Genomic DNA, 21817 nt, shown 5'->3' on the forward strand with positions numbered 1-21817 from the left:
CACGGAGGACAGCCAGTGAGTACCACCCACGCCGCACCCGACCGCGAGAGCCTGCGCGACCTCGCCGTGAGCGTGGCCGCGGAGGCGGGTGAGCTCGCCGCCAAGGGACAGGCGGGCATCACCGTGCTCGACACCAAGTCCAGCCCCACCGACGTCGTCACCGAGATGGACCGGGCCACCGAGGAGCTCATCCGCACCCGCCTGCTCGCCGCGCGCCCCGACGACGCCTTCCTCGGGGAGGAGGGCGGCGGCGAGGGCGGCACCAGCGGTGTGCGCTGGGTCGTGGACCCCATCGACGGCACCGTCAACTACCTGTACGGCCGGTCCGAGTGGGCCGTGTCCGTCGCCGCGGAGGTCGACGGCGTGGTGGTGGCCGCCGCCGTGAACGTTCCCCGGCTCGGTGAGTCCTACGAGGCGGTCCTCGGCGGCGGCGCGCGCCTGAACGGCCGCGTCCTGGAGGCCCCGCCCGCCGTGCCGCTGGAGCAGGCCCTGGTGGCCACCGGCTTCGGGTACTTCCCCGAGCGCCGCGTCCAGCAGGCCAGGGTCCTGCTGGAGGTGGTCCCGCGCATCCGCGACATCCGCCGCGGCGGGTCGGCCGCGGTGGACCTGACCGGACTCGCCGTGGGCCGCTGCAACGCCTACTACGAACGCGGCCTCCACCCGTGGGACTGGTGCGCCCCCGGCCTGGTGGCGAGTGAGGCGGGCCTGCGGCTGGGAGGAGCGCGCTCGGGGCCGCCCAGCAACGACCTGGTCATCGCAGCCCGCCCTGAGCTCTACGGAGCCCTGGAGGCCCTCCTGGCCCCGCTGGGCGCCGACACCGACGGCTGACGGGAGCCCGGCCCCGCGACACCTCGCGGGGCCCCGGGTTCCCCGGAACACACGAGGGGCGCGGCGGGCCGTGTGCCCACCGCGCCCCTCAGCGCTTTCAGGCGCAGGTGTCGACGCCGTTGCGAGCCGCGATGCGGTACAGGTCCTCCAGCTCCGACGCGTGAGTGTCGGCGAGGAAGTCGTCTCCGGCGGCCTGAGCAGCCTGGAACGACCGATAGGTCTCGTTGATACGGACCTTGATCTCCGCGAGGAACTCGCCCATTGCACCTCTTCCAGGGGTAGGCGCCGGGGCACGAGGGTGCTCCGGCGCGGAATCCGTTCGCGCACGCCACGGCGTCCGCACGGTCGAAGTGTCACGTCCCTGTGACATGCGTGCGCGTCGCGGTCCGGCCGGGGGCCGGTGTCCACGCGCGCGTCCTCCTCCTGTACCCCCGCCGGAGCTTCGCCCAAACCACCGAATTCCGGTGTGATGCTTTCGTGATCCGCCCCCGGCCGCCCCGTCTCCGGGTGGCCGGCCCCGCCGCGCCGGGCCGTGGGAGCGCGCCGACAGGCCACCGGGACCGGGCACGGGGTCCTCCGGTGCGGATTGCACCATGTGTCGGACAAGGGTGTCCCATGACACATTTTCCCGGTAGGGCTGGTGCTTACTTGTTTCTTATTCTTGATGTGTCAGATTTGAGATGTGCGGGGTTAAGTCGCTGCCGGCGGTTGGGGGATTCGCCGGCAGCGGCTCCCCGTGCCCAGGGGAGCGTGAAGCTCCCGGCCCAGCGCCCGCGTTCACGCGGGGCGAGGAAAGCGGGCGGTTCGCGAAACCGCCCCGACGGGTTTACCGTCTCCTTACCCCGACCGTGAAAGAACGGATGACGCGGCCGGGACCAAGAACGCCGCTGCCGGTGTGTTGGGGGATGCGCCGGCAGCGGCCCCCTTTCTTTGCGGACCAACGCTCGAGAAGGACAACGTGCGCGTACTCGTGGTCGAAGACGAACGGGTCCTGGCCGACACAGTGGCGGTCGGACTACGGCGCGAGGCGATGGCCGTGGACGTGGTCTACGACGGCGACGCCGCCCTGGAGTACACCGCGGTCAACGACTACGACGTCGTCGTGCTGGACCGCGACCTGCCGGGCACCCACGGCGACGACGTGGCCCGCGCCCTGGTCCAGGAGAGCTACAACGGGCGCATCCTGATGCTCACCGCCTCCGACGGCGTCCAGGACAAGGTCGAGGGCCTCACCATCGGCGCCGACGACTACCTGGCCAAGCCCTTCGCCTTCGCCGAGCTCATCGCCCGGGTCCACGCCCTCGGCCGCCGCTCGGCGCCCCCGCTTCCCCCGGTCCTGGAACGCCACGGCATCACGCTCGACCCGGCCAACCACCGCGTCCACCGCGACGGCCGCGAGGTCACCCTCACCCCCAAGGAGTTCGCCGTCCTCCAGGTGCTCATGCGCGCCCAGGGGACCGTGGTCAGCGCCGAGGGGCTGCTGGAGAAGGCCTGGGACGAGAACGCCGACCCCTTCACCAACGTCGTCCGCGTCACCGTCATGACCCTGCGCAAGAAGCTCGGCGACCCACCCGTCATCCAGACCGTCCCCGGCGCCGGGTACCGGCTGTGAGACCGGCGGAGCGGACCGAACCGGGACAGGTCGAGCCCACCCGCCCCGGCGACACCGGTACGTGGCGGCGCCTCAACACCCTCACCCCCGAGGGCGCGGGGGCCGAGCGCTCCGCGGCCGCCGCCCGGGTACACCACTTCACCGACAACCTCAGCCTGCGCGCGCGACTCACCCTCATCTACGGGATGCTGTTCTTCGCCGCGGGCTCCGTGCTGGTCCTGGTCAACTACCTGATCGTCGCGGTCCTGCTCAACGCGCTCCTGGTCGAGCAGAGCTTCGCCGAGCTGCGGGCGCACAGGGACCTCATCGAGCAGGTGCTCACCCACGTCACCCGGTTCTCGTTGCTCGCGCTGTTCCTGGTGGGCCTGCTCGCGGTCGCCCTGGGCTACGCGGTGGCCGGAAGGGCGCTGTCCCCGCTCCAGAAGATCACCCGCATCGCCCGCCGCCTGTCGGAGCGCTCCCTGCACGAGCGCATCGCCCTGTCCGGGCCCGACGACGAGATCCGCGAGCTCGCCGACACCTTCGACGGCATGTTGGAGCGCCTGGACCGCGCCTTCGACGGCCAGCGCCGCTTCGTCGCCAACGCCTCGCACGAGCTGCGCACGCCGCTGGCGATCAACCGCACCCTGCTGGAGGTGGCGCTCAGCGCCCCCGACGTCTCGGCCGACCTCAAGAGCGTCGGACAGACCCTGCTGGAGACCAACGCCCGCCACGAACGCCTCATCGAGGGGCTGCTCCTGCTCGCCAAGAGCGACCGCGAGCTGGAGGTCCGCGCCAAGGTCGACCTGGGCGAGGTGGCCGGGACGGTGCTCAGCCAGCTCAGCGGACCGGTGGCCGACTCCGGCCTGAGCCTGCGCCAGGACCTGCGCCCCGCGACGGTGGTCGGCGACCCCGTGCTGCTGGAGCGGCTCGTGGCCAACCTGGTGGAGAACGCCCTCAAGTACAACGTCGAGTCGGGCGAGATCACCGTGCGCAGCGGCATGTACGAGGGAACGCCCGCCGTCCAGGTGGAGAACTCCGGCAAGGTCATCCCCGCCTACGAGATCGAGGGCCTGTTCGAGCCGTTCCGCCGCGGCTCCGGCGACCGGGTGGGCTCGGGCCGCAGCGCGGGGCTGGGCCTGTCCATCGTCCGGTCCGTGGTGCGCGCGCACGAGGGCGCGGTGACCGCGTGGCCGCGAGCCGGGGGAGGACTGGTCGTCACCGTGCGCCTTCCCCTTCCTCCGGGAGAGGGCGCGGAGCGGCGCTGAACCCGTCCACCGGGCCAAGCTGCGTTTGGCCGGCCTTCGTGGTATCTATACGTGTCCGATGACACGCCGGCCCGTGTCACGGGTGCCGACCCCGGGTGGGTATGCTTCCCCGGGCGTGGACACGGAGGGAATCCCTCCTGACGTGGGCATGTCCTGCTTTTCGTCCGCCCCTGGGGGAGTGTCCCGCGCTTTGTCCGGAGTGGGCGAAAACGGATTTCCCAGGTCTACGAGGCAGCCGACGTTGGGTAGTACACAGGGGTACGGCCCCAGCGCAGCCACACGTGGCCGCCTTCGGTCACGAGGCGGCGAAAGTGCTGCTGACCTGTGGACAGTGGCCCGGGAGGGGACACGGTCCGCCGACATCGGGAAAACTCATCGGCCGAACCGGGCACAACCAAGGTCTCTCAAGCGTTACACCCGCGCGACGAGGCACTGAACGAGGGGGATGGGAGTTAGCAGAGATGGCCACCGACTACGACAGCCCGCGCAAGACTGACGAGGACATCAACGAGGACAGCCTCCAGGAGCTGCAGGCGCGGCGCGTGGACAAGGGCACCGGCACGATCGACGTCGACCCCGACGAGGTGGCCGAGGGCATGGAGCTGCCCGGCGCCGACCTGTCGGGGGAGGAACTCGCGGTGCGCGTGCTCCCGCGCCAGGCCGACGAGTTCACCTGCTCGCGCTGCTTCCTGGTGCACCACCGCAGCCAGCTCGCCGAGCAGCGCGCCGGTCAGCTGGTCTGCAAGGAGTGCGCCTGACCGGACGGGACGGCCCCTGAACCGTCCCGTCCCGGGCGGCTCCCGTCCGCGCGGCCGCGAAACCACCCCGCCGCCGTTCGGAGGGAGCGTGTGAGGCCTTCCGGGCTCCTCGCGGGGAGCGCGGTGGAACACGACGGCGGACGGCCGACCACACTACGGTGCGGTCGGCCGCCCGCCGTCGTCGCCTTCGCGGCGTCAGACCTCCAGCTCGCCGGGACCGGCGCCGAACATCCTGGCGCGGGCGGCGCGCACGGCCAGCACCCGGGCCACCTCGGTGCCGACACCGGCCATCACGGCCCAGGTCAGCGCCGTGCCCAGGCTGATGTCGGGGGAGTCCACGTCCGTGGGCGGCTCCTCGCCGGTCACGCGGGTCCAGGCAAAGTTCAGGGCCTTGCGCATGACGTACTGCGCGGCGAACCCGGCCGCGAAGCCCACGAGGGCGGGGCCGAAGTCACCGCCGTCCTTCTTAGCCATCGAATCCTTCACCGTTTTCCGTTGGGTGTACGGAGGATGCGCGGCCGGCGCACATCCTCCCGTGCGTACGGGGAGATCCTTTCACGTCCGTTCGCGGGAGTCAGGGGCCAACCCCGCGCCAGCGTGCCCGAGGGGGGTGCCGACCCCCGCTGTGACGGCCCGAAACCCGGAGCGACCACGGCCCGGAGAGCACTACCATTGCCCCATGACCAACGGCTCTCATTCCTTCCGCATGCCCGACAAGCCCTCGCTGGACGGTATCGAGGCGAAGTGGGTCGACGTATGGGATGAGTCCGGCGTCTACCACTTCGACCGCACGGCCGAGCGCGCGGACGTCTACTCCATCGACACCCCGCCGCCCACGGTGTCCGGGTCGCTGCACATCGGCCACGTGTTCTCCTACACGCACACCGACACCGTCGCGCGCTTCCAGCGCATGAACGGCAAGGCCGTCTTCTACCCCATGGGCTGGGACGACAACGGCCTGCCCACCGAGCGGCGCGTCCAGAACTACTACGGCGTGCGCTGCGATCCGTCGATCCCCTACGACCCGGACTTCCAGCCGCCCGCCAAGCCCGACCCCAAGCGGCAGGTCCCCGTCTCCCGGCGCAACTTCATCGAGCTGTGCGACCGGCTCACCGCCGAGGACGAGAAGGTCTTCGAGTCCATCTGGCGCCGCCTCGGGCTGAGCGTCGACTGGCGCCACACCTACGCCACCATCGACGACAACTCCCGCGCCGCCGCCCAGCGCGCCTTCCTGCGCAACCTGGCCCGCGGCGAGGCCTACATGTCCGAGGCGCCCACCCTGTGGGACGTCACGTTCCGCACCGCGGTCGCCCAGGCCGAGCTGGAGGACCGCGAGCGCCCCAGCGCCTACCACAAGGTCGCCTTCCACAAGCCCGACGGCACCCCGGTCCACATCGAGACCACCCGCCCCGAGCTGCTGGCCGCCTGCGTCGCCCTGGTCGCCCACCCCGACGACGAGCGCTACCAGGACCTGTTCGGCACCACCGTGCGCACCCCCGTCTTCGGCGTCGAGGTCCCGGTGCGGGCCCACCGCCTCGCCGACCCCGAGAAGGGGTCCGGCATCGCCATGATCTGCACCTTCGGCGACACCACCGACGTCACCTGGTGGCGCGAGCTCCAGCTGGAGACCCGGCCCATCATCGGCTGGGACGGCCGCATCATGGCCGACCCGCCCAAGGGCCTGGAGAGCGGAGCCGCCCGCGAGGCCTACGACACGCTCGTGGGCGCCACCGTCCACACCGCGCGCGAGCGCACCGTCGCCCTGCTGCGCGAGAGCGGCGACCTCGTCGGCGAGCCGACGCCCATCACCCACCCGGTGAAGTTCTACGAGAAGGGCGACAAGCCCCTGGAGATCGTCACCACCCGCCAGTGGTACATCCGCAACGGCGGGCGGGACGAGGACCTGCGCCAGCAGCTCCTGCGGCGCGGGCGCGAGCTCACCTGGTACCCCGAGCACATGCGCGCCCGCTACGAGAACTGGGTCGAGGGCCTCAACGGCGACTGGCTGATCAGCCGCCAGCGCTTCTTCGGCGTGCCCTTCCCGGTCTGGTATCCGCTGGACGCCGACGGCAACCCGTGCTACGACGAGCCCATCGTCCCCACCGAGGACCAGCTGCCCGTCGACCCCAGCTCGCAGGCGCCCGAGGGCTACACCGAGGACCAGCGCGGGCAGGCGGGCGGCTTCATGGGCGACCCCGACGTCATGGACACCTGGGCGACCTCCTCGCTGTCCCCGCAGATCGCCTCCGGCTGGGAGCGCGACCCGGACCTGTACCGGCGCGTCTTCCCCATGGACTACCGGCCCCAGGGCCAGGACATCATCCGCACCTGGCTCTTCTCCACCGTGGTCCGGGCCCACTTCGAGAACGGCACCCTGCCCTGGAGCACCACCGGCATCTCCGGCTGGATCCTGGACCCCGACCGCAAGAAGATGTCCAAGTCCAAGGGCAACGTCGTCACCCCGCTGGCGCTGCTGGAGAAGTACAGCTCCGACGCGGTCCGGTACTGGGCGGCCAGCGGTCGCCTGGGCACCGACACCGCCATGGACGAGGGCCAGATGAAGGTCGGCCGCAGGCTGTCCATCAAGATCCTCAACGCCAGCAAGTTCGTCATGTCCGTGGCCGGTGAGGGCGCCGTCGCCGACCCCGCGCAGGTGACGCAGCCGCTGGACCGGGCGATGCTGGCCGCGCTGGCCGACGTCGTGGAGGACGCCACCTCCGCCTTCCGCGCCTACGACCACACCCGGGCCCTGGAGCGCACCGAGCGCTTCTTCTGGGACTTCTGCGACGACTACCTGGAGCTGGTCAAGGCCCGCGCCTACGACACCCAGTCGGCCGAGGGCGCCTCCGCCCGCGCCGCGCTGCTGGTCGCCCTGGGCGCCCTGCACAGGCTCTTCGCCCCCTTCGTGCCCTTCGTGGCCGAGGAGGTCTGGAGCTGGTGGCAGGAGGGCTCGGTCCACGCCCAGCGCTGGCCCGACACCGCCGAGTACCGCGCCGCGGCGGCCGACGGCGACCCCGCCGTCCTGGCCGCCACCGCCGAGGTGCTGCGCGCCGTGCGCAAGGCCAAGTCCGAGGCCAAGCTGTCCATGCGGGCCGAGGTCGAGCACGTCAGCGTCTCGGGCAAGCGGGTCGACGCCGCGCGCGCCGCCAGCGCCGACATCGCCGCCGCGGGCCGCGCCTCCGGGATCGACTTCCGTGCCACCGACGACGCCGATCTCACCGTCGAGGTGACCCTGCCCGAGGCCCCCGCCGAGTAGGGCCACGGAGAAGCACGGAACGGGGGCGGCCCACACGGGCCGCCCCCGTTCGCGTATCGGCGGTGCTGGACACCGGTTCATCGCCCGGAGAGCGATAGGCTCGGCCGATGTGAGTACCACATCCCTGGAAGGCGGGCGGATCCCCGTCACGGTCCACCGACTGGACCCCGGCCTCCCCCTGCCCGAGTACGCCCATCCCGGCGACGCCGGCGCGGACCTGTACACCGCCGTCGACGTCACCCTGGAGCCCGGGCAGCGGGCCACGGTCCCCACCGGCCTGGCCATCGCCCTGCCCGACGGGTACGCGGCCTTCGTGCACCCGCGCTCGGGCCTCGCGGCGCGCTGCGGGGTCACGCTCGTCAACGCGCCCGGCACGGTCGACGCCGGGTACCGCGGCGAGATCAGGGTGACCCTGATCAACACCGACAGGGACACCCCGGTGAAGCTGACCCGGGGCGACCGGATCGCGCAGCTGGTGCTCCAGCGCGTGGAACGGGCGGTGTTCGTCGAGGCCGACTCCCTCCCGGAGTCGGCGCGGGGAACGGGTGGTTTCGGTTCGACCGGGGGGCACGCCGCACAGCGGTGACGGCGCCCCGAATCCCCGGAGTCATCCGGGACCGACGGAAGCGAAGAGGTGAAGGCGTGTTCGGACGCCGCCGCAAGAAGCGGGACGAAGAGACCGAGAGAACGGGGACGCGGGCCGCGCCCAGGCGCGAGGGCGCCGCCGGGGCGGTCTCCTTCGGCAACGAGATCGAGCCGGAGCGCTCCCGGGAGCAGCAGCCCAAGGACGCGGACCGCCACCGCTCCTCCGGGCCGTGGGACTCCACCGAGGACGCTCCCGAGGCCGAGCGGATGGACCTGGGCAGCATGCGGCTGCCCATGGAGCAGGGCACCGAGATCCAGGTGAACGTCGCCCAGGACTCCCAGGGCAAGCAGAAGATCATCGGCGTCACCCTGGTGCGGGGCAAGAGCGCCCTCCAGGTGCAGCCCTTCGCCGCGCCCAAGTCCTCCGGGCTGTGGGACGAGATGCGTGAGGAGCTGCGCGAGCAGGTCGTCAAGCAGGGCGGCAAGGCCGAGGAGCACGACGGAACCTTCGGCCCCGAACTCAAGGCCCTGGTCCCGGTCAAGGGACGCACGACCGAGGACGGCAAGCAGCTCGCCCAGCGGGTGCGCTTCATCGGCGTGGACGGGCCGCGCTGGGTGCTGCGCGGCGTGATCCGCGGCGAGGGCGCCTCCAAACCCGAGGTGATGGCCGAGGTCGAGCACCTCTTCGCCAACATCGTGGTGGTGCGCGGGGACCACCCGGTGCCGCCGAGCGAGCTGCTGCCCATCACCGTGCCCAAACAGATCCAGGAGAAGATGGCCGAGGCCGCCAAGGCGCGCGCCGCCCAGCAGGCGGCCCAGCGCGGCAACGCGGGCCGCTCTCCCAACGGCGCCGCGCCCGGCGCGCGGCCCGCGGGGAACGGTGGCCAGCCCGGCGGCGCCGCGGGCGGCTCGGGGGAGTAGCGGCCTCCCGGGGCGAAGCGGGATCCCGCGCCGCCGGTGAGGCGCCGGGCAGGGCGCGCCGTCTTCCGTAGTCTGTGGCACATGACGCAGACGACGGAGAACAGCGCGCCCCGGCCGCTCCCCGAGGACTGGAACCGTGCCCTGGCCGTGGTGGCCCACCCCGACGACCTGGAGTTCGGCAGCTCCTCAGCGATCGCCCGCTGGACCGGCCAGGGCAAGGACGTGGTGGAGCTGCTGGTCACCCGGGGCGAGGCGGGCATCGACACCATCGCCCCCGAGGAGTGCGCGCCGCTGCGCATGGCCGAGCAGCGCGCCTCCGCGGCGGCGGTCGGCGCGGGCACCGTGGAGTTCCTCGACTTCCCCGACGGCACCCTGGAGTACGGGATCCCGCTGCGCGCCGCACTGGCCGAGGCGATCCGGCGCCACCGCCCCGACGTGATCGTCTCCATCAACTTCCGCGACCACTTCACGGGGTCGAGCGCCCTCAACCACGCCGACCACCGGGTGCTCGGCCCGGCCCTGCTGGACGCGGTCCGCGACGCGGCCAACCGGTGGGTGTTCCGCGAGCAACTGGAGGAGGGCCTCCAGCCGTGGTCGGGCGTGCGCTTCGTGGCCTTCGGCGCCTCACCCCTGGCCACCCACTACGTCGAACTGGGCGAGGCCGACCTGGCCGCGGGAGTGGCGTCGCTGGACGCCCACGCCCTCTACCTGGCCAACCTGGAGGGGTTCGACCAGAAGTCCTTCCTTCCCCGGGCCGCCGCCCAGGCGGGGGAGTGGGCCGGGGTCCCCCTCGCCACCGCCTTCGAGGTGTTCGAGGTCTGAGCCGCCGCCCGCGAGCGCGGGCGGCGGCGCGGCCCCGGCGGGGTCAGGAGGCGGGGCCAGGATCCACGGGGTCGGTGACGCGGCCCAGGAACAGGACCGCCCCGCCGCGGCGCAGCACGAACACGAACGGCCGGTCCACGGTGAACGCGACCGGCCTCGGCGCCACCGCGGCCGCCCGGAGCATCATCACGGCGGTCGCGGCGGCGCCCTCGGCGCCCTTCTCGTCCACCCGCAGCACCGACTGGTGCAGGATCTCGTCGGCGCGCAGCGGTTCCGGGCTGATCCCGTCGAAGCGGGCCTCGTCCGTGGCCAGGTCGCGCACGCCCAGCGCCGCCAGCGGTTCGAGCAGGGAGGTGTCGGTCTCCACCTCGAAGCGCGGCAGGGCCAGGTCCACCTGCTGGGAGGAGCGGTGGGCGTACAGGTCCGCGAACGCGTCGGCCGTCACCGGGGCGGGAGCGGCGGAGCGCTCGTCGGGCAGCAGCACGTCCAGGGTCAGGCCGTGGTCGCCCTCCAGGCTCACCATGCTCCACCCCCGGGCCCGCGCGTGCGGCAGACGGGCCGAACGGTGCATGGTGGGCACCTTCCGCCTGCCCGACGGGGCGTGGAAGGGCCTGTCCCGGGTCCGGGCGGGGTCGAAGGGGTCGGGCCAGGCCAGTTTCACCCACAGCGCGTTGACCAGCAGCAGCCGCACTCCCGGGTGGACGCTGCCCGCGGGGAGCAGCTCCTCGATCAGGCCGCGGGTCACCTCCGCCACACGGGCGTTGACCCGTGAGCGCACGCCCTCGGAGTCGTGCTCGAAGTCGGCGTGCTCCACCTCGGCCCCGGCGCGCTCGCGCACCCGGGACGCGAAACCCGGCAGGACCTCCAGGTCGGCGGGCACGTACAGGCCGTTGAGACTGGCCAGGTCGAGTCCGGGCTCGGCGGCCACGGCCGCGTCCAGCTCCTCCAGCTGGCCCCGCACGTCCGCGCCCAGCAGCGCCTCCAGTTCGGCCAGGGTGCGCTCCCGGGCGCCGGTGGCCAGCAGCGCCAGCACCGTGCCCACCGAGTGGGGGGACCACACGTGCGACTCCCCCGGCCGGGTCAGCACCCGGTCCAGCGCGGCGGCGAACTCCAGATGGTCCCGGCGCGGGGACGTGCTCGTCTGCATGGGCTCCTGCTCGCTCTCGGCTCCGGTGTCTGGTCGCCAGCGTACGGAACGGCCCTCCTCCACCGCCAGGGTGCGCAGCCGGGTGAGAAGCCGCACGCGACAAGCCCGGACCCAAGGGGGCAAAGGCGGGCGGAGCGCATCCGCGCGACCACCGCGCGTACCCCGCGACCGGTCGCACGTCACATAGGCTTGGGCCGACACGGCGCGCGGAACCGTGTTGGACGCCCCGCGCGGCGACGACCGCCCACGACCGAACCCGAGCAGGAGCAGGATGACTGAGCACCAGCGGGCCGCCGAGGAGGCCGCCCCGGCCGCCGGGGCGGACGACAGGGCCGCGGCGGGCACCCCGGACTCCGGGGACGTCCCCGCCCCGGAACGCGACCCCGGCCGGGGCGCCACGGCGGCGGACCGCCCGGCGGTCACCGAGGACACGGTCGAGGCGCTCGTGCGCTCGCAGCTGGCCAAGGCGCTGGGCGGCAAGCGCGGCATGGTCGAGGCGGCGGTGCCCACCCTGACCTTCACCGTCTCCTACGTCGTCAGCTCGGAGCTGCGGCTCTCGATCGTCCTGGGCGTGGTCGCGGCCCTGATCCTGGGCGCGGTCCGGCTCGTGCAGCGCTCCTCGGTGCAGTACGTGCTCACCAGCCTGTTCGGCATCGGCATCGCCGCGGTCTTCGCGATGCGCAGCGGCAACGCCGCCGACGCCTTCCTGCCGGGCGTCATCTACAACGCGGTCTACGCCGTGGTGCTGAGCCTGTCGGTGCTGGTGCGCTGGCCCGCGATCGGGCTGATGATCGGTCCGTTCATCGGCGACAAGGAGGACTTCACCTCCTGGCGCGCCAACCCGGCCGTGGTCACCCTGGCCTCACGCCTGACCTGGCTGCTGGTCCTGCCCTGCGTGATCCGCGTGCTCGTGCAGTACCCGCTGTGGATGGCCGACCACTACGGCTGGGCCGACACCTTCGCCCTGCTGGGCTTCTCCAAGGTCGCCATGGGCTGGCCCCTCCAGGTAGCGGCGTTCGCGGCCATGGTCTGGGTGCTGGCCCGGGGGCGCACCCCGCTGGGGGAGCGGGAGCAGCCGGCCCGGGACGAGACGGCGGACTGAGGGGGCGTCCCGGCGGACGCGCGGCCTAGAGGCCGGGGTCGTCCGCCGAGCCCAGCAGGGACTCCAGGGCGCCCAGGACCTCGGGCTCGGCCAGGAACACCACGGTGTCGCCCACCGACAGGGTCCGATCGGGGTCCGGCGGGCGCACCCCGCCGGGGCCCACCACCGCCACCAGCGCCACCCCCTCGGGCAGCGACTCCGCCAGCGCGCCCTCCGGCCCGCCCGCGAACGGGCTCTCGGCGTGCAGCACCGACTCGGCGATCTCGGCCCCCGGCAGCGGGGGCAGGGAGTCCTCCCCGCCCGGCTCCTCCTCGGGGACCCCCTCGACCAGGTCGGCGATCAGCCGCGGCGGGGAGACCGCCAGGTCCACGCCCCAGGACTCGTTGAACAGCCACTCGTTGTCGGGGTCGTTGATGCGGGCGATCACCCGGTCCACCCCGAACTCGGTCTTGGACAGCAGGGACACCACCAGGTTGACCTTGTCGTCGCTGCTGGCCGCGACCACCACGTCGAAGTCCTCCAGGCGGGCGTCCTCCAGCGTGGCCAGCTCGCAGGCGTCGGCCAGCAGCCACTCCACCTGGGGGAGGTCGTCCACGCCGATGGCGCGGGTGTCCCGGTCGATCAGCAGTACGTCGTGGCCGCTGCCCGCCAGCTCCGTGGCGATGGAGCGTCCCACGCTCCCGGCTCCCGCGATGGCGATCCGCATCTCACCCACGCTCCGTCTCGTCGTCGTCCAGCCGCAGTCCGTCCAGGTCGCGGCCGCGGGCGACCACGTGCAGGACGTCGCCCTCCTCCAGGAGCTCACCCGATCCGGCCAGGAGGATCCGGCCCGCACGGGTCAGGTAGACCACCCGCACCGGCGCCCGCTCCTCCAGGTCGGCGACGCGGCGGCCGGCCCACCCCCGCGGCAGGTTCATCTCGTTCATGGCCAGGGTCCCGGACGCGTCCTGCCACTCCGGTCCGGCGGTGAGCCGCCCGTCGCCCGGCACCATCCGGCGCAGGACCGCGTCGGCCGTCCAGCGCACGGTCGCCACCGTGGGGATGCCCAGACGCTGGTAGACCTCGGCCCGGCGGGGGTCGTAGATCCGCGCGACCACGTTGTCCACGCCGAACGCCTCGCGGGCCACCCGCGCCGAGATGATGTTGGAGTTGTCCCCGTTGCTGACCGCGGCGAAGGCCCCCGCGCGGTCGATCCCGGCGGCGAGCAGGACCTCCCGGTCGTGGCCCTGCCCCCGGACCGCGTGCTTGGCCACGGAGCCGCGCAGACGCCGGAACGCCTCGGGGTCCCGGTCGATCACCGCCACCGTGTGCCCCAGGTCAACCAGGGTGTGCGCGAGGGTGGACCCCACCCGTCCGCACCCCATGATCACGATGTGCACCTCGCCCGCACTCCCGTCGAGATAGCCGCCGCGCACGCCGTGGTTACGCGTGCGCACAGTGACACCTTGGCACAGACGCGGCCGACACGCTCGGTCGCCCCGGCCGTCCACGGGCCCGTCCGGGAGGCGGGTTCCGGCAGGTAGATTGGGAACGGTTGGTGGCTGTGCGCGCAGGGTCACCCGTCACGTGACCCGACCATCTCTGAGGACGACCGCCATGAACCGTGTGGGACAGGATTTCGAGCTGACCGTGGACGACGTCGCGCACGGGGGCTGGTGCGTGGGGCGCCACGAGGACCAGGTGGTCTTCGTCCGCCACGCCCTGCCCGGCGAGCGGGTCCGCGTCCGCGTCACCGAGCAGACCTCCCGCTTCATGAGGGGCGACGCCGTCGAGGTCCTCCAGGCCTCCCCGGACCGCGTCCAGGCCCCCTGCCCGGCCGCCGGGCCCGGCAAGTGCGGAGGCTGCGACTGGCAGCACGCCGCCCCGGAGGCCCAGCGGGCCCTCAAGGGCAAGGTCGTCGCCGACCAGCTGCGGCGCATCGCCGGGATCGACCGCCGGGTCGAGGTGGAGGAGCTGCCCGGCACCCCCGACGGCCTGGGCTGGCGCACCCGCGTGCGCTTCGCCGTGGACTCCGGCGGCCGCGCCGGACTGCGCCGCCACCGCTCCCACGACATCGAGCCCGTCGAGCGCTGCCTCATCGCCCACCCCGGCGTGACCGAGCTCGGGGTGACCGACGTCACGTGGGAGGGCGTCCGCGACGTGGAGGCGGTCGCCTCGGCCGCCTGCGCCGACCGCGCCGTGGTCGTCACCCCGACCGGGGCCAGGCTGGACTCCCTGCCCGAACTGGGTACCTCCAGCGCGGTGCTGCGCCGGTTCAAGGGCGGCCGCGTCCAGCAGGTGCGCGGTCGCAGGGGCGTGCGCGAGAAGGTCGACGGCCGCGAGTACCGCGTCAGCGCGGGCGGCTTCTGGCAGGTGCACCCGGCCGCCGCCGAGGTGCTCACCGCCGCCGTCCTGGACGCCCTGGAGCCCAAGCCCGGCGAGACCGCCCTGGACCTGTACTGCGGGGCGGGGCTGTTCACCGGCGCGCTGGCCGCCGCCGTGGGCCCCGAGGGCCGCGCCATGGGCGTGGAGAGCGGCGCCGAGGCCGTACGCGACGCCCGGTACAACCTCAAGGACATGGAGCAGGTCCGCGTCGAGCAGGGCGACGTGGCCGCCCAACTGCGCGAGTGGGCGGACGTGCGCGCCGACGTGGTCGTGCTGGACCCGCCCAGGGCCGGTGCGGGCGCCGAGGTGGTGCGCTCCCTGACCGGGACGCGCCCCCGCAGGGTGGCCTACGTCTCGTGCGACCCCGCCACGCTCGCCCGCGACCTGGCCTCGTTCGAGCGGGCCGACTACCGTCTGGTGGACCTCCGCGCGTTCGACGCCTTCCCGATGACCCATCACGTGGAGTGCCTGGCGGTGCTGGAGCCGGTCCACCCGGCCCGTCGTCACCGGGAGGGCTGACCGCGACCCCCGGGGCCGTCCCTCCCGGACCGCCGGGCCCGGAGCGGGCACGGCGCGGACCGGCACCGCGGCCGGGACCGGCAGCCGGTCCCGGGGCCGTGCGGTGGCGGAGTCCACGGGGGACCGCCGGGGCGTGAGGCGGGGGCCTCACGCCCCGGCGGCACGGCCGGTCACAGGTGCGCGCACTGCCCTGCGGCCGAGCCCGTGACGTCGTTGGCGGCGCCGAAGTCGGCGATCGCCGGGCTGTTGCCGGTACAGGACAGAGAGCCCCGGACGCTGTTGCCCGCCAGGACCGGGCCGTAGCCCCCGGGGTCCCCGGTCCAGGTCGGGGACGGGACCTGGGTGTTGCCGTGCAGGGCCAGCGAACCCGTCAGCTCCGAGCCCAGGACCATCACCTCCGAGGTGGTCCCGCTGACGCGCACCGCGCCGTGGACCTCGGTGTCGGTGAGCCGGACGGTGTGGGCGCCGTCGGCGTTCAGCCCGCCCCGCAGCGACCCGCCGTCCACGACGAGCGAGGCGCCCGCGGCCACGTCCACGCCGCCGCTCACCACGGCCCCGTCGAGGCAGATCACGCCCGAGTCCACGTCCAGGCCGCCCCGGACCGTTCCGGTGACGGTCTCGGTGCACTCGGGGTCGGCCGCGGGGACGACGGTCGCGCGGAAGGAGTCGGGGGAGCCGGTGTTGCCCGCCGCGTCGATGGCGCGGTGCTCCACCGTGTGCGTCCCCCAGCCCGGTTCGTGTCCGTCGACCTCGAACACCGCCGTGGACAGCCCGCCGCTGCCCAGGCTTCCGTAGACGAGGTCGTCGACGTTGGTGCCGTCCGGGGTGAACCTGAACGGCGCCCCGGGGTCGTCGGGCCAGCCGTAGTAGTGGTGCCAGCCGTCGCCGTCGACGCGGAACTCCCCGACGACGTGGCCCTCGCCGTCGTCGCGCGGTGAGAGCCGCATGGAGAACGCGTTGAGGTGGATGTGGTGGTCCTCCCCGGCGGTGGCGGCGGGCTCGGACAGCTCGCGCGGCGCGGTGGGAGCGGTGTTGTCCACCGTCCAGACCAGGGTCTGGGAGTCCCCGCCCGGGGCGGCCGGGTCGGTGACCGTGGCGGTCAGCGTGTGCGTGCCCGCGCCGGGGGCGACCTCGCCCAGGTCCAGGGTGCGCCCGTCGGCGGAGGTGGACACCTCACGCCCGTCCAGGGTCCAGGCCACGTCCAGCACCCGGTCGGTGGGGCGGGAGGTCTCGGCGTAGACCACCTCGTCGCCGCCGACGGCGCGCGCGGTGTCGCGGAAGCGGGTGAACTCCACGGTCCCCGCGTCCGCGGGCAGCGGTTCCCCGACGGGCCAGGAGCGCGTCTGCGTCAGGGCGGCGGACTCGCGGATGAGCGGATCGCGGACGAAACCGGTGGGGTCCTGCACCCGGACGCTCACCTTCGCCCCCTCGCCGAGGTCGAGCCCGGACAGGTCCAGGGCGCGCGAGCCCGCCGCCTCGGGCAGTTCCTCGCCGTCGACCGACCAGGTGTACTCCAGTTCGTGGAAGACGGGGTGGGGGCCCTCCACCCACACGGCGTCCTCGGGCCCCACCTCGCCCTCGGGGGTGGAGGACACCGGCATCTCGCCCCGGTCGCGCAGGCCGGAGATCCGCTGGACCATCACCTCCCGGGCGACCTGGTCGAAGTAGTAGCCCAGCGACTTGAGCATGGAGTGCTCGCTGGGGCGCCACACGCCCTCGGAGTGGTACAGCCCGCCCTCGTGGCCGTCGGGGTCGGCGGCGCCGATGGTCCCGCCCGCCTCGCTCTCCTCACCGAGCCAGCGCCACCACTTCTCCCGCCGGTCGAGCATCTCCCGCGACGACATCAGGGTGTGGTGGGCCGAGTCGGGTTCCCCTCCGGTGTAGCGGCCCAGGCTCGTGTCGCGGAAGTAGTAGGGGTACTCGTCCTGGAGCTCTCCCAGGGAGTGCCCGAGCTCGTGCGGGCTGATCAGCGCGGACAGGGCGTTGCCCGAGGAGGCGGTGGCGGTGGCGCCGCCGCGTCCCCCGTAGGTGCCGCTGTTGGCCAGGGCCAGGATCTGCCGGTTGTCCGCGCTCACCCCGGGCACCAGGTCGGCCGCGGCCTCGGCGGCCTCCTCGTCCACGGTCAGCAGCCGCTCCAGGGCTTCGGGGTCGCAGCCGTTGAAGAAGCCCATGTCCAAGGCGGTGTCGCGCTCCTGGTCCTCACGGGCCGGGTCGCAGTCCACGCCCGACTCGGCCGAGGGCGTCTGCACCGCGTACACGTTGAGGTAGTTGCGGTAGGTGCGGAAGGGCTCGATGCTCCACTGCACGTTGAGGTGCTGGTCGAGCTGCTCGCGGAAGAGCGGCATCTCCTCCTCGGTGTAGCCGTCGCCGAGGATGACCAGGTTGAAGCGTTCGGAGGGGGCGCCGGTGACCTGGATCGGCACCACCCGGGCCTCGGAGGGGGAGGTCTCGGCCGCCACGGGTGCGGCGGGGGTCAGGACCGCGGTCAGGAGGGGGAGGGCGGCGAGCGCCGCCGTGGTTCTGCGCACGGGGAGTGGCCTCGTTTCTGGTGCGACGTGCCCGGAAGCCTAGGGAGGCGGACGGGGCCGATCCAGAGCGCGGGGCATAGGTGTTTCGATAACCCGGTCGCGGTTCAGCCGCACACGGGCCGGGCGTACCACCCCGGGTCCTCCTCATGGGTGTGGTACTGGTGCTGGGGGTAGAGCCGCTGCCAGTCCCCGGGCCCGGCGGGTTCGGTGGAGGACTCCCGCAGCGGCGTGTCCAGCAGCCGCGCCAGCTCCAGGCTGGTCGTGCGCGGGTCGGTCAGCCTCTCCCAGTTCCGCTCCAGGACCCGGCTCACCCGCTCCTCGGGCAGGTCGGCCATGGCCAGGGAGAGCTCCAGGTCCACCGGGGAGGGCTGGTAGGCGTACAGGTTCGCGGCCAGCGTGTCCAGGGTGTCGTAGCGGGACAGGCCCTCCACGCCGGCGGCCAGCCACGCCGCCAGCAGCACGCGCGCCTGCCCGGTGCCCAGGCATTCGGTCTCGTAGGGGTCGGACAGGCCCAGGACCACCCGGGCGGCCTCGCCCACCATCGCGGTCTGCCAGTAGTGGTCCCAGTCGCCCGTGTACGCGTGGACCACCACGTCCCGGTCCCGGGGCACGTCCAGCTCCCGGTGGTAGGAGAAGCTCTCCTGCCACACCACGGGCATGCGCTCGCGCGGGACCTCGGGCAGCAGGTCCATGGCCGGGCCCAGGGCGCCGTGCCAGCGCTCCACCCACGGTTCGAAGCCGGGCAGGGGGCAGTAGGTGACGCCCTCCCTGGTCTGACAGGGCGGTCCCTGCGCGCCGTACACCCGGCTGTCGGGGATGGGGGCGTACAGCGGCTGGGTCTGGCGGCCGTGGACGACGGTGCCGACGGTGGCGGCCAGCAGCACGGCGGCCGCGCCCAGGCAGGCCGCCCGGTGGACACGGCGGCCCCGCGCGGCCACGGCCAGGACGGCCAGGAGGGCCACGACCAGCGCCGAGTAGACCAGATAGACGGTGGTCACGTCCGTGACGGAGGGGGCGCTCACGTTGAAGGGGTCGAGGGCGACGCGGGCCGCCCACTCCACCCGGAGCACGGCGCTCGACAGGTTGGCGTCCACCGCCGAGACGCCGTACAGCCAGTAGGCGGGCAGGGCCAGCAGGGTCACGACCAGCGGCAGGTAGGAGCGGGTCCACGCCACCAGGGCGATGGACAGCAGCGGGCCCGCGGCCGCCAGCAGGAGGGGCGCCGGGTAGGCGGACGGGCTCAGCGTGCCCAGCAGGGGAGGGGACAGCCAGCGGTCCAGCCCGGCCCACAGCACGACCAGCACCGTGCCGACCAGTGAGGACGCCGCCATCAGGGACAGCAGCCGTCCCGTTCGGCCCAGCGGGGAGACCAGGCGCGGGCAGTAGCGGGCCTCGCGCATGGCGGGGAAGGCGACCGCGGCGAAGAGCACCGCGCCCACGGCCGTCGCGGCGGCGTTGGCGTTGGTGTACCAGTGCTCCAGGGTGGCCGTCGCGCTCGCCCAGTCCGGGGACACGAGCAGGTACATGCCCACCAGGGAGCCCGGGAGCACGAACGGGTTGCGGGCCAGGCGGAAGGCGTTGAACCAGGTCAGGCGGGCGAACGTTGCCGTGCTCCGGGCGGCGCGCCTTCGTGCGGAGCGTGTCCGGGAGGCGCTGGAGTCCGGGGTCGCGGCCTCCTGACCGGTGGGCGCCCCCCGCGCGGGTCCGGCGCCGACCGCGTGCCGGACGGGGTTCACCGGTCGCCCCGTTCCACGCCGGTGAGCAGCAGGTAGGCGTCCTCCAGGCTGGGTTCGACCGGCTCCAGCCCCTCGGAGGGGCCGGGCGCGGCGCCGCCCGCGGGGGTGAGTACCCGGTAGCGCCCGTCGGCCAGGCGCCAGGCGGTGTACTCCCGGCCGGGGCGGCCGTCGCGCTCCCACACGTGCCCGCGCGCCCCGTCCACCAGCGCGCGGGGGGTCCCGTCGAAGATCACCCGGCCCGCGTCCAGGCACACCACGCGCTGGCACAGGGCGGCCACGTCCTCGATCTGGTGGGTGGAGAGCACCACGGTGCTGCGCACGGCCAGCTCCGAGACCAGGCCGCGGAACCGGATGCGCTGCTCGGGGTCCAGGCCGATGGTCGGCTCGTCCAGCAGCAGCACCCGGGGGTCGCCGAGCAGGGCCGAGGCCAGGCCCAGCCGCTGGCGCATACCGCCGGACAGGCGCCGGACCCGGCTGTGGCGGCGGTCGTGGAGACCGACCCGTTCCAGGACCCGGCGCACCTCGTCGTGGCGGGCGCGGCGTCCGCCCAGTTCCTTGAGCACCGCCATGTAGTCCAGCAGGCCGAACGCGGTGAAGTACGGGTAGAACTCGGGGTTCTGCGGCAGGTAGCCCAGGTGGCGGCGGATCTCGGTGCGCTCGGCGGCCCGCGCGGGGTCGTGTCCGAGCACGCGCAGTTCTCCGTCGTCGGCCTCCAGGTCGGTGGCCAGGCAGCGCAGCAGGGTGGTCTTGCCCGCGCCGTTGCGCCCCAGCAGCCCGGTCACGCCGGGACCCAGGTCCAGGTCGATCCCGGCCAGGGCGGTGCGGGTGCCGTAGCGGTGCCCCAGCCCGCGGACGCTGACGGCGGCCCGTGCGGTCGTCGTGCTCACGCCGTCCTCACCCGCAGCAGGAGCGCGCCGAGCAGGGCGGTGAGCGCGCCCGCCCACCACACCTGGGCCTGGGGCGCGAGCAGGTGCAGGGGCGTGGCGTCCTCGGAGGCGGTCAGGACGCCCAGGGCGACCAGCCACAGCAGCCCCACCGCGGCGCTGGCCGCGCCCAGGTGCATCCAGCGGCTGAGAACGAGGGACCCGGCCACCAGGGTGAGGGCGGGCAGCAGCCAGAACACCGCCTTCCACGGGGTGTGCGCGTGGGGCAGCAGCAGCGCCGCCGACATGCACAGGGTCAGCGCGGGCACCAGCACCGCGCAGGTGCGCAGGAACAGCAGCCGCTGGCCCGCCAGCGGCGTGACCGAGGTCAGCGAGTGGGCGGGGTCCACCCCGCGCCCGTAGGCCAGGGCCACCCCGGCCAGGGGCACCACCGGGGCGGTGAAGGTGAACATCAGCGAGCCGTGCGGCAGGTGGTGGGCGGCCAGCAGGGCGGCCGTCAGCACCACGACCGTGGCCAGCAGCCAGGCCCGGTACAGGGAGGGGGTGGCGGCCAGCAGCTTGGCGGTGCCCTCGCCCAGCCCCAGCGAGGACAGCAGGGACTCGACGGGCCCGCGCCGGGGGCGGTCCACGACGTCGCGCAGGTCCTCCCAGCTCCGGGCCAGCCAGGGCTCGTCGGCGGGCAGCAGGTCGCGGCAGGGCGCGCAGTGGGTGATGTGTGCCTCCACGGACATGGCGGTGACGTCGTCGGAGCGGTGGTGGGCGTACTCGTGTGCCTGGGCAGGGGTCAGGTGCCAGCTCATGTCAGTGCCTCCCGTAGCCGCGCCTTGGCGCGCATGACCCGTGTCTTGACGGTTCCCTCGGGGATCTGGAGGATCTGCGCCGCCTCCCGGACGGTGAGCCCGTCCAGCACGGTGGCCTGGATGGCCGAGCGCAGTTCCGGGGAGAGGGAGTGCAGGGCGGCGCCCAACGGGCCGTGCTCGATGTTGAGCAGCACGGTGTCCTCGGCGGAGGCGTCGCCGATGGTCTCGTAGGGTTCGCTGTCGCTGTCGGCGATCCAGCGGTTGGCGCGTTTGCGCAGCTGGGAGATGAGCTGGCGGATCGCGATGGTCCACAGCCAGGCTCCGGCGTCGGTGTCGCCGGGGCGGGGGGTGAAGGAACCCGCGTTCCTCCACACGGCCAGGAAGGTCTCCTGGAGGGCGGCGTCGAGCTGGTCGGGGTCGGAGCACCGGTAGCGCAGCCGGGCCCGCAGCCAGGTGGCGTGCCTGCGGTGCAGGAACTCCAGCGCGCGGGTCTCGCCCGCGGCGACGGCGGCCAGCAGCACCGGGTCGGTGCTGTCCGGGTCGTAGGAGGGCGCGCGGCGGCGCGCGCGGCGGAGCAGCTTCACAGGAGGGACTATCGCGGAAGGCGGGCGCTTCGGTTCGGCGGACGGGCGGGGCGCGGACGCGCCTTTTCCACGGTAACCGCGCGGCGGTTCCGGTCTGGTCCGCGGCGTGGGAGAAAATGGGGCT

At 73.6% G+C, this 21817-nt stretch carries 20 protein-coding genes; 10 read left to right on the forward strand and 10 right to left on the reverse strand.

Features of this window, described 5'->3' with window-relative positions; genetic code table 11:
* Positions 1 to 15: 15 nt before the first annotated feature.
* Positions 16 to 828, forward strand: a complete 813-nt coding sequence (locus tag G011_RS0109595; protein ID WP_019608272.1) for an inositol monophosphatase family protein — start codon at positions 16 to 18, stop codon at positions 826 to 828.
* A 97-nt stretch (positions 829 to 925) separates the two neighbouring features.
* On the opposite strand, the gene G011_RS32060 is transcribed toward G011_RS0109595, so the two are convergent.
* Complete coding sequence (locus G011_RS32060; RefSeq protein WP_013153904.1) at positions 926 to 1090, reverse strand: hypothetical protein; 165 nt, start codon at positions 1088 to 1090, stop codon at positions 926 to 928.
* Positions 1091 to 1786: 696 nt separating this feature from the next.
* Here G011_RS32060 and G011_RS0109605 point away from each other — a divergent pair.
* The 3 genes from G011_RS0109605 to G011_RS0109615 all read left to right on the forward strand — a co-directional run bounded on the left by G011_RS0109605 (position 1787) and on the right by G011_RS0109615 (position 4445).
* Positions 1787 to 2440 carry a response regulator transcription factor gene (locus tag G011_RS0109605; RefSeq protein WP_026338173.1) on the forward strand — a complete coding sequence of 218 codons (654 nt, stop codon included), beginning with the start codon at positions 1787 to 1789 and terminating at the stop codon, positions 2438 to 2440.
* Positions 2437 to 3687: a HAMP domain-containing sensor histidine kinase gene (locus G011_RS0109610; RefSeq protein WP_019608274.1), complete on the forward strand. Its 1251-nt coding sequence runs from the start codon at positions 2437 to 2439 to the stop codon at positions 3685 to 3687. The genes G011_RS0109605 and G011_RS0109610 overlap by 4 nt, the downstream gene beginning before the upstream one ends.
* Positions 3688 to 4148: 461 nt before the next feature.
* Positions 4149 to 4445, forward strand: a complete 297-nt coding sequence (locus tag G011_RS0109615; RefSeq protein WP_013153901.1) for a DUF4193 domain-containing protein — start codon at positions 4149 to 4151, stop codon at positions 4443 to 4445.
* A gap of 195 nt (positions 4446 to 4640) precedes the next feature.
* On the opposite strand, the gene G011_RS0109620 is transcribed toward G011_RS0109615, so the two are convergent.
* Positions 4641 to 4919, reverse strand: a complete 279-nt coding sequence (locus G011_RS0109620) for a DUF4235 domain-containing protein (RefSeq protein ID WP_019608275.1) — start codon at positions 4917 to 4919, stop codon at positions 4641 to 4643.
* 205 nt (positions 4920 to 5124) lie between these two features.
* Here G011_RS0109620 and valS point away from each other — a divergent pair, with 205 nt between their 5' ends.
* The 4 genes from valS (at position 5125) to G011_RS0109640 (ending at position 10029) form a co-directional block, all read left to right on the forward strand.
* Positions 5125 to 7701 carry a valine--tRNA ligase gene (gene valS, locus G011_RS0109625; RefSeq protein ID WP_026338174.1) on the forward strand — a complete coding sequence of 859 codons (2577 nt, stop codon included), beginning with the start codon at positions 5125 to 5127 and terminating at the stop codon, positions 7699 to 7701.
* 109 nt (positions 7702 to 7810) lie between these two features.
* A complete protein-coding gene (dut, locus tag G011_RS0109630) occupies positions 7811 to 8287 on the forward strand; it encodes a dUTP diphosphatase (RefSeq protein WP_019608277.1) in 477 nt (158 codons plus the stop codon).
* 56 nt (positions 8288 to 8343) lie between these two features.
* Positions 8344 to 9207: a DUF3710 domain-containing protein gene (locus G011_RS0109635; protein WP_013153897.1), complete on the forward strand. Its 864-nt coding sequence runs from the start codon at positions 8344 to 8346 to the stop codon at positions 9205 to 9207.
* An 81-nt stretch (positions 9208 to 9288) separates the two neighbouring features.
* Entirely contained in the window at positions 9289 to 10029 is a 741-nt protein-coding gene (locus G011_RS0109640; RefSeq protein WP_019608278.1) for a PIG-L deacetylase family protein, read from the forward strand.
* 43 nt (positions 10030 to 10072) lie between these two features.
* Here G011_RS0109640 and G011_RS0109645 read toward each other — a convergent pair whose 3' ends face one another.
* On the reverse strand, positions 10073 to 11176 hold the full coding sequence (locus tag G011_RS0109645; protein WP_019608279.1) for a serpin family protein: 1104 nt from the start codon (positions 11174 to 11176) through the stop codon (positions 10073 to 10075).
* Positions 11177 to 11447: 271 nt separating this feature from the next.
* Between G011_RS0109645 and G011_RS0109650 the strand changes: the two genes are divergently transcribed.
* A complete protein-coding gene (locus G011_RS0109650; RefSeq protein WP_019608280.1) occupies positions 11448 to 12278 on the forward strand; it encodes a DUF3159 domain-containing protein in 831 nt (276 codons plus the stop codon).
* Positions 12279 to 12303: 25 nt separating this feature from the next.
* Here G011_RS0109650 and G011_RS0109655 read toward each other — a convergent pair whose 3' ends face one another.
* Positions 12304 to 12993 (reverse strand): TrkA family potassium uptake protein, encoded by a 690-nt coding sequence (locus G011_RS0109655; protein ID WP_019608281.1) that lies wholly within the window; start codon positions 12991 to 12993, stop codon positions 12304 to 12306.
* Positions 12986 to 13657 carry a TrkA family potassium uptake protein gene (locus G011_RS0109660; RefSeq protein WP_026338175.1) on the reverse strand — a complete coding sequence of 224 codons (672 nt, stop codon included), beginning with the start codon at positions 13655 to 13657 and terminating at the stop codon, positions 12986 to 12988. The genes G011_RS0109655 and G011_RS0109660 overlap by 8 nt, the downstream gene beginning before the upstream one ends.
* Positions 13658 to 13874: 217 nt before the next feature.
* Between G011_RS0109660 and G011_RS0109665 the strand changes: the two genes are divergently transcribed.
* On the forward strand, positions 13875 to 15161 hold the full coding sequence (locus G011_RS0109665; protein ID WP_013153891.1) for a class I SAM-dependent RNA methyltransferase: 1287 nt from the start codon (positions 13875 to 13877) through the stop codon (positions 15159 to 15161).
* Between the two features lie 170 nt (positions 15162 to 15331).
* Here G011_RS0109665 and G011_RS0109670 read toward each other — a convergent pair whose 3' ends face one another.
* The 5 genes from G011_RS0109670 to G011_RS0109690 form a co-directional block, all read right to left on the reverse strand.
* Positions 15332 to 17689: a M64 family metallopeptidase gene (locus tag G011_RS0109670; RefSeq protein ID WP_019608283.1), complete on the reverse strand. Its 2358-nt coding sequence runs from the start codon at positions 17687 to 17689 to the stop codon at positions 15332 to 15334.
* Between the two features lie 104 nt (positions 17690 to 17793).
* The gene (locus tag G011_RS0109675; protein ID WP_019608284.1) at positions 17794 to 19425 is read right to left on the reverse strand and encodes a hypothetical protein; all 1632 of its coding nucleotides are present in this window, start codon (positions 19423 to 19425) and stop codon (positions 17794 to 17796) included.
* On the reverse strand, positions 19422 to 20312 hold the full coding sequence (locus G011_RS0109680; RefSeq protein WP_019608285.1) for an ATP-binding cassette domain-containing protein: 891 nt from the start codon (positions 20310 to 20312) through the stop codon (positions 19422 to 19424). The genes G011_RS0109675 and G011_RS0109680 overlap by 4 nt, the downstream gene beginning before the upstream one ends.
* The gene (locus G011_RS0109685) at positions 20309 to 21109 is read right to left on the reverse strand and encodes a hypothetical protein (RefSeq protein ID WP_019608286.1); all 801 of its coding nucleotides are present in this window, start codon (positions 21107 to 21109) and stop codon (positions 20309 to 20311) included. Before G011_RS0109685 ends, G011_RS0109680 begins: the two co-directional genes overlap by 4 nt.
* Positions 21106 to 21693: an RNA polymerase sigma factor gene (locus tag G011_RS0109690; protein WP_019608287.1), complete on the reverse strand. Its 588-nt coding sequence runs from the start codon at positions 21691 to 21693 to the stop codon at positions 21106 to 21108. Before G011_RS0109690 ends, G011_RS0109685 begins: the two co-directional genes overlap by 4 nt.
* Positions 21694 to 21817: the final 124 nt, after the last annotated feature.

Source organism: Nocardiopsis sp. CNS-639, assembly GCF_000381685.1.
GTDB classification, from domain to species: domain Bacteria; phylum Actinomycetota; class Actinomycetes; order Streptosporangiales; family Streptosporangiaceae; genus Nocardiopsis; species Nocardiopsis dassonvillei.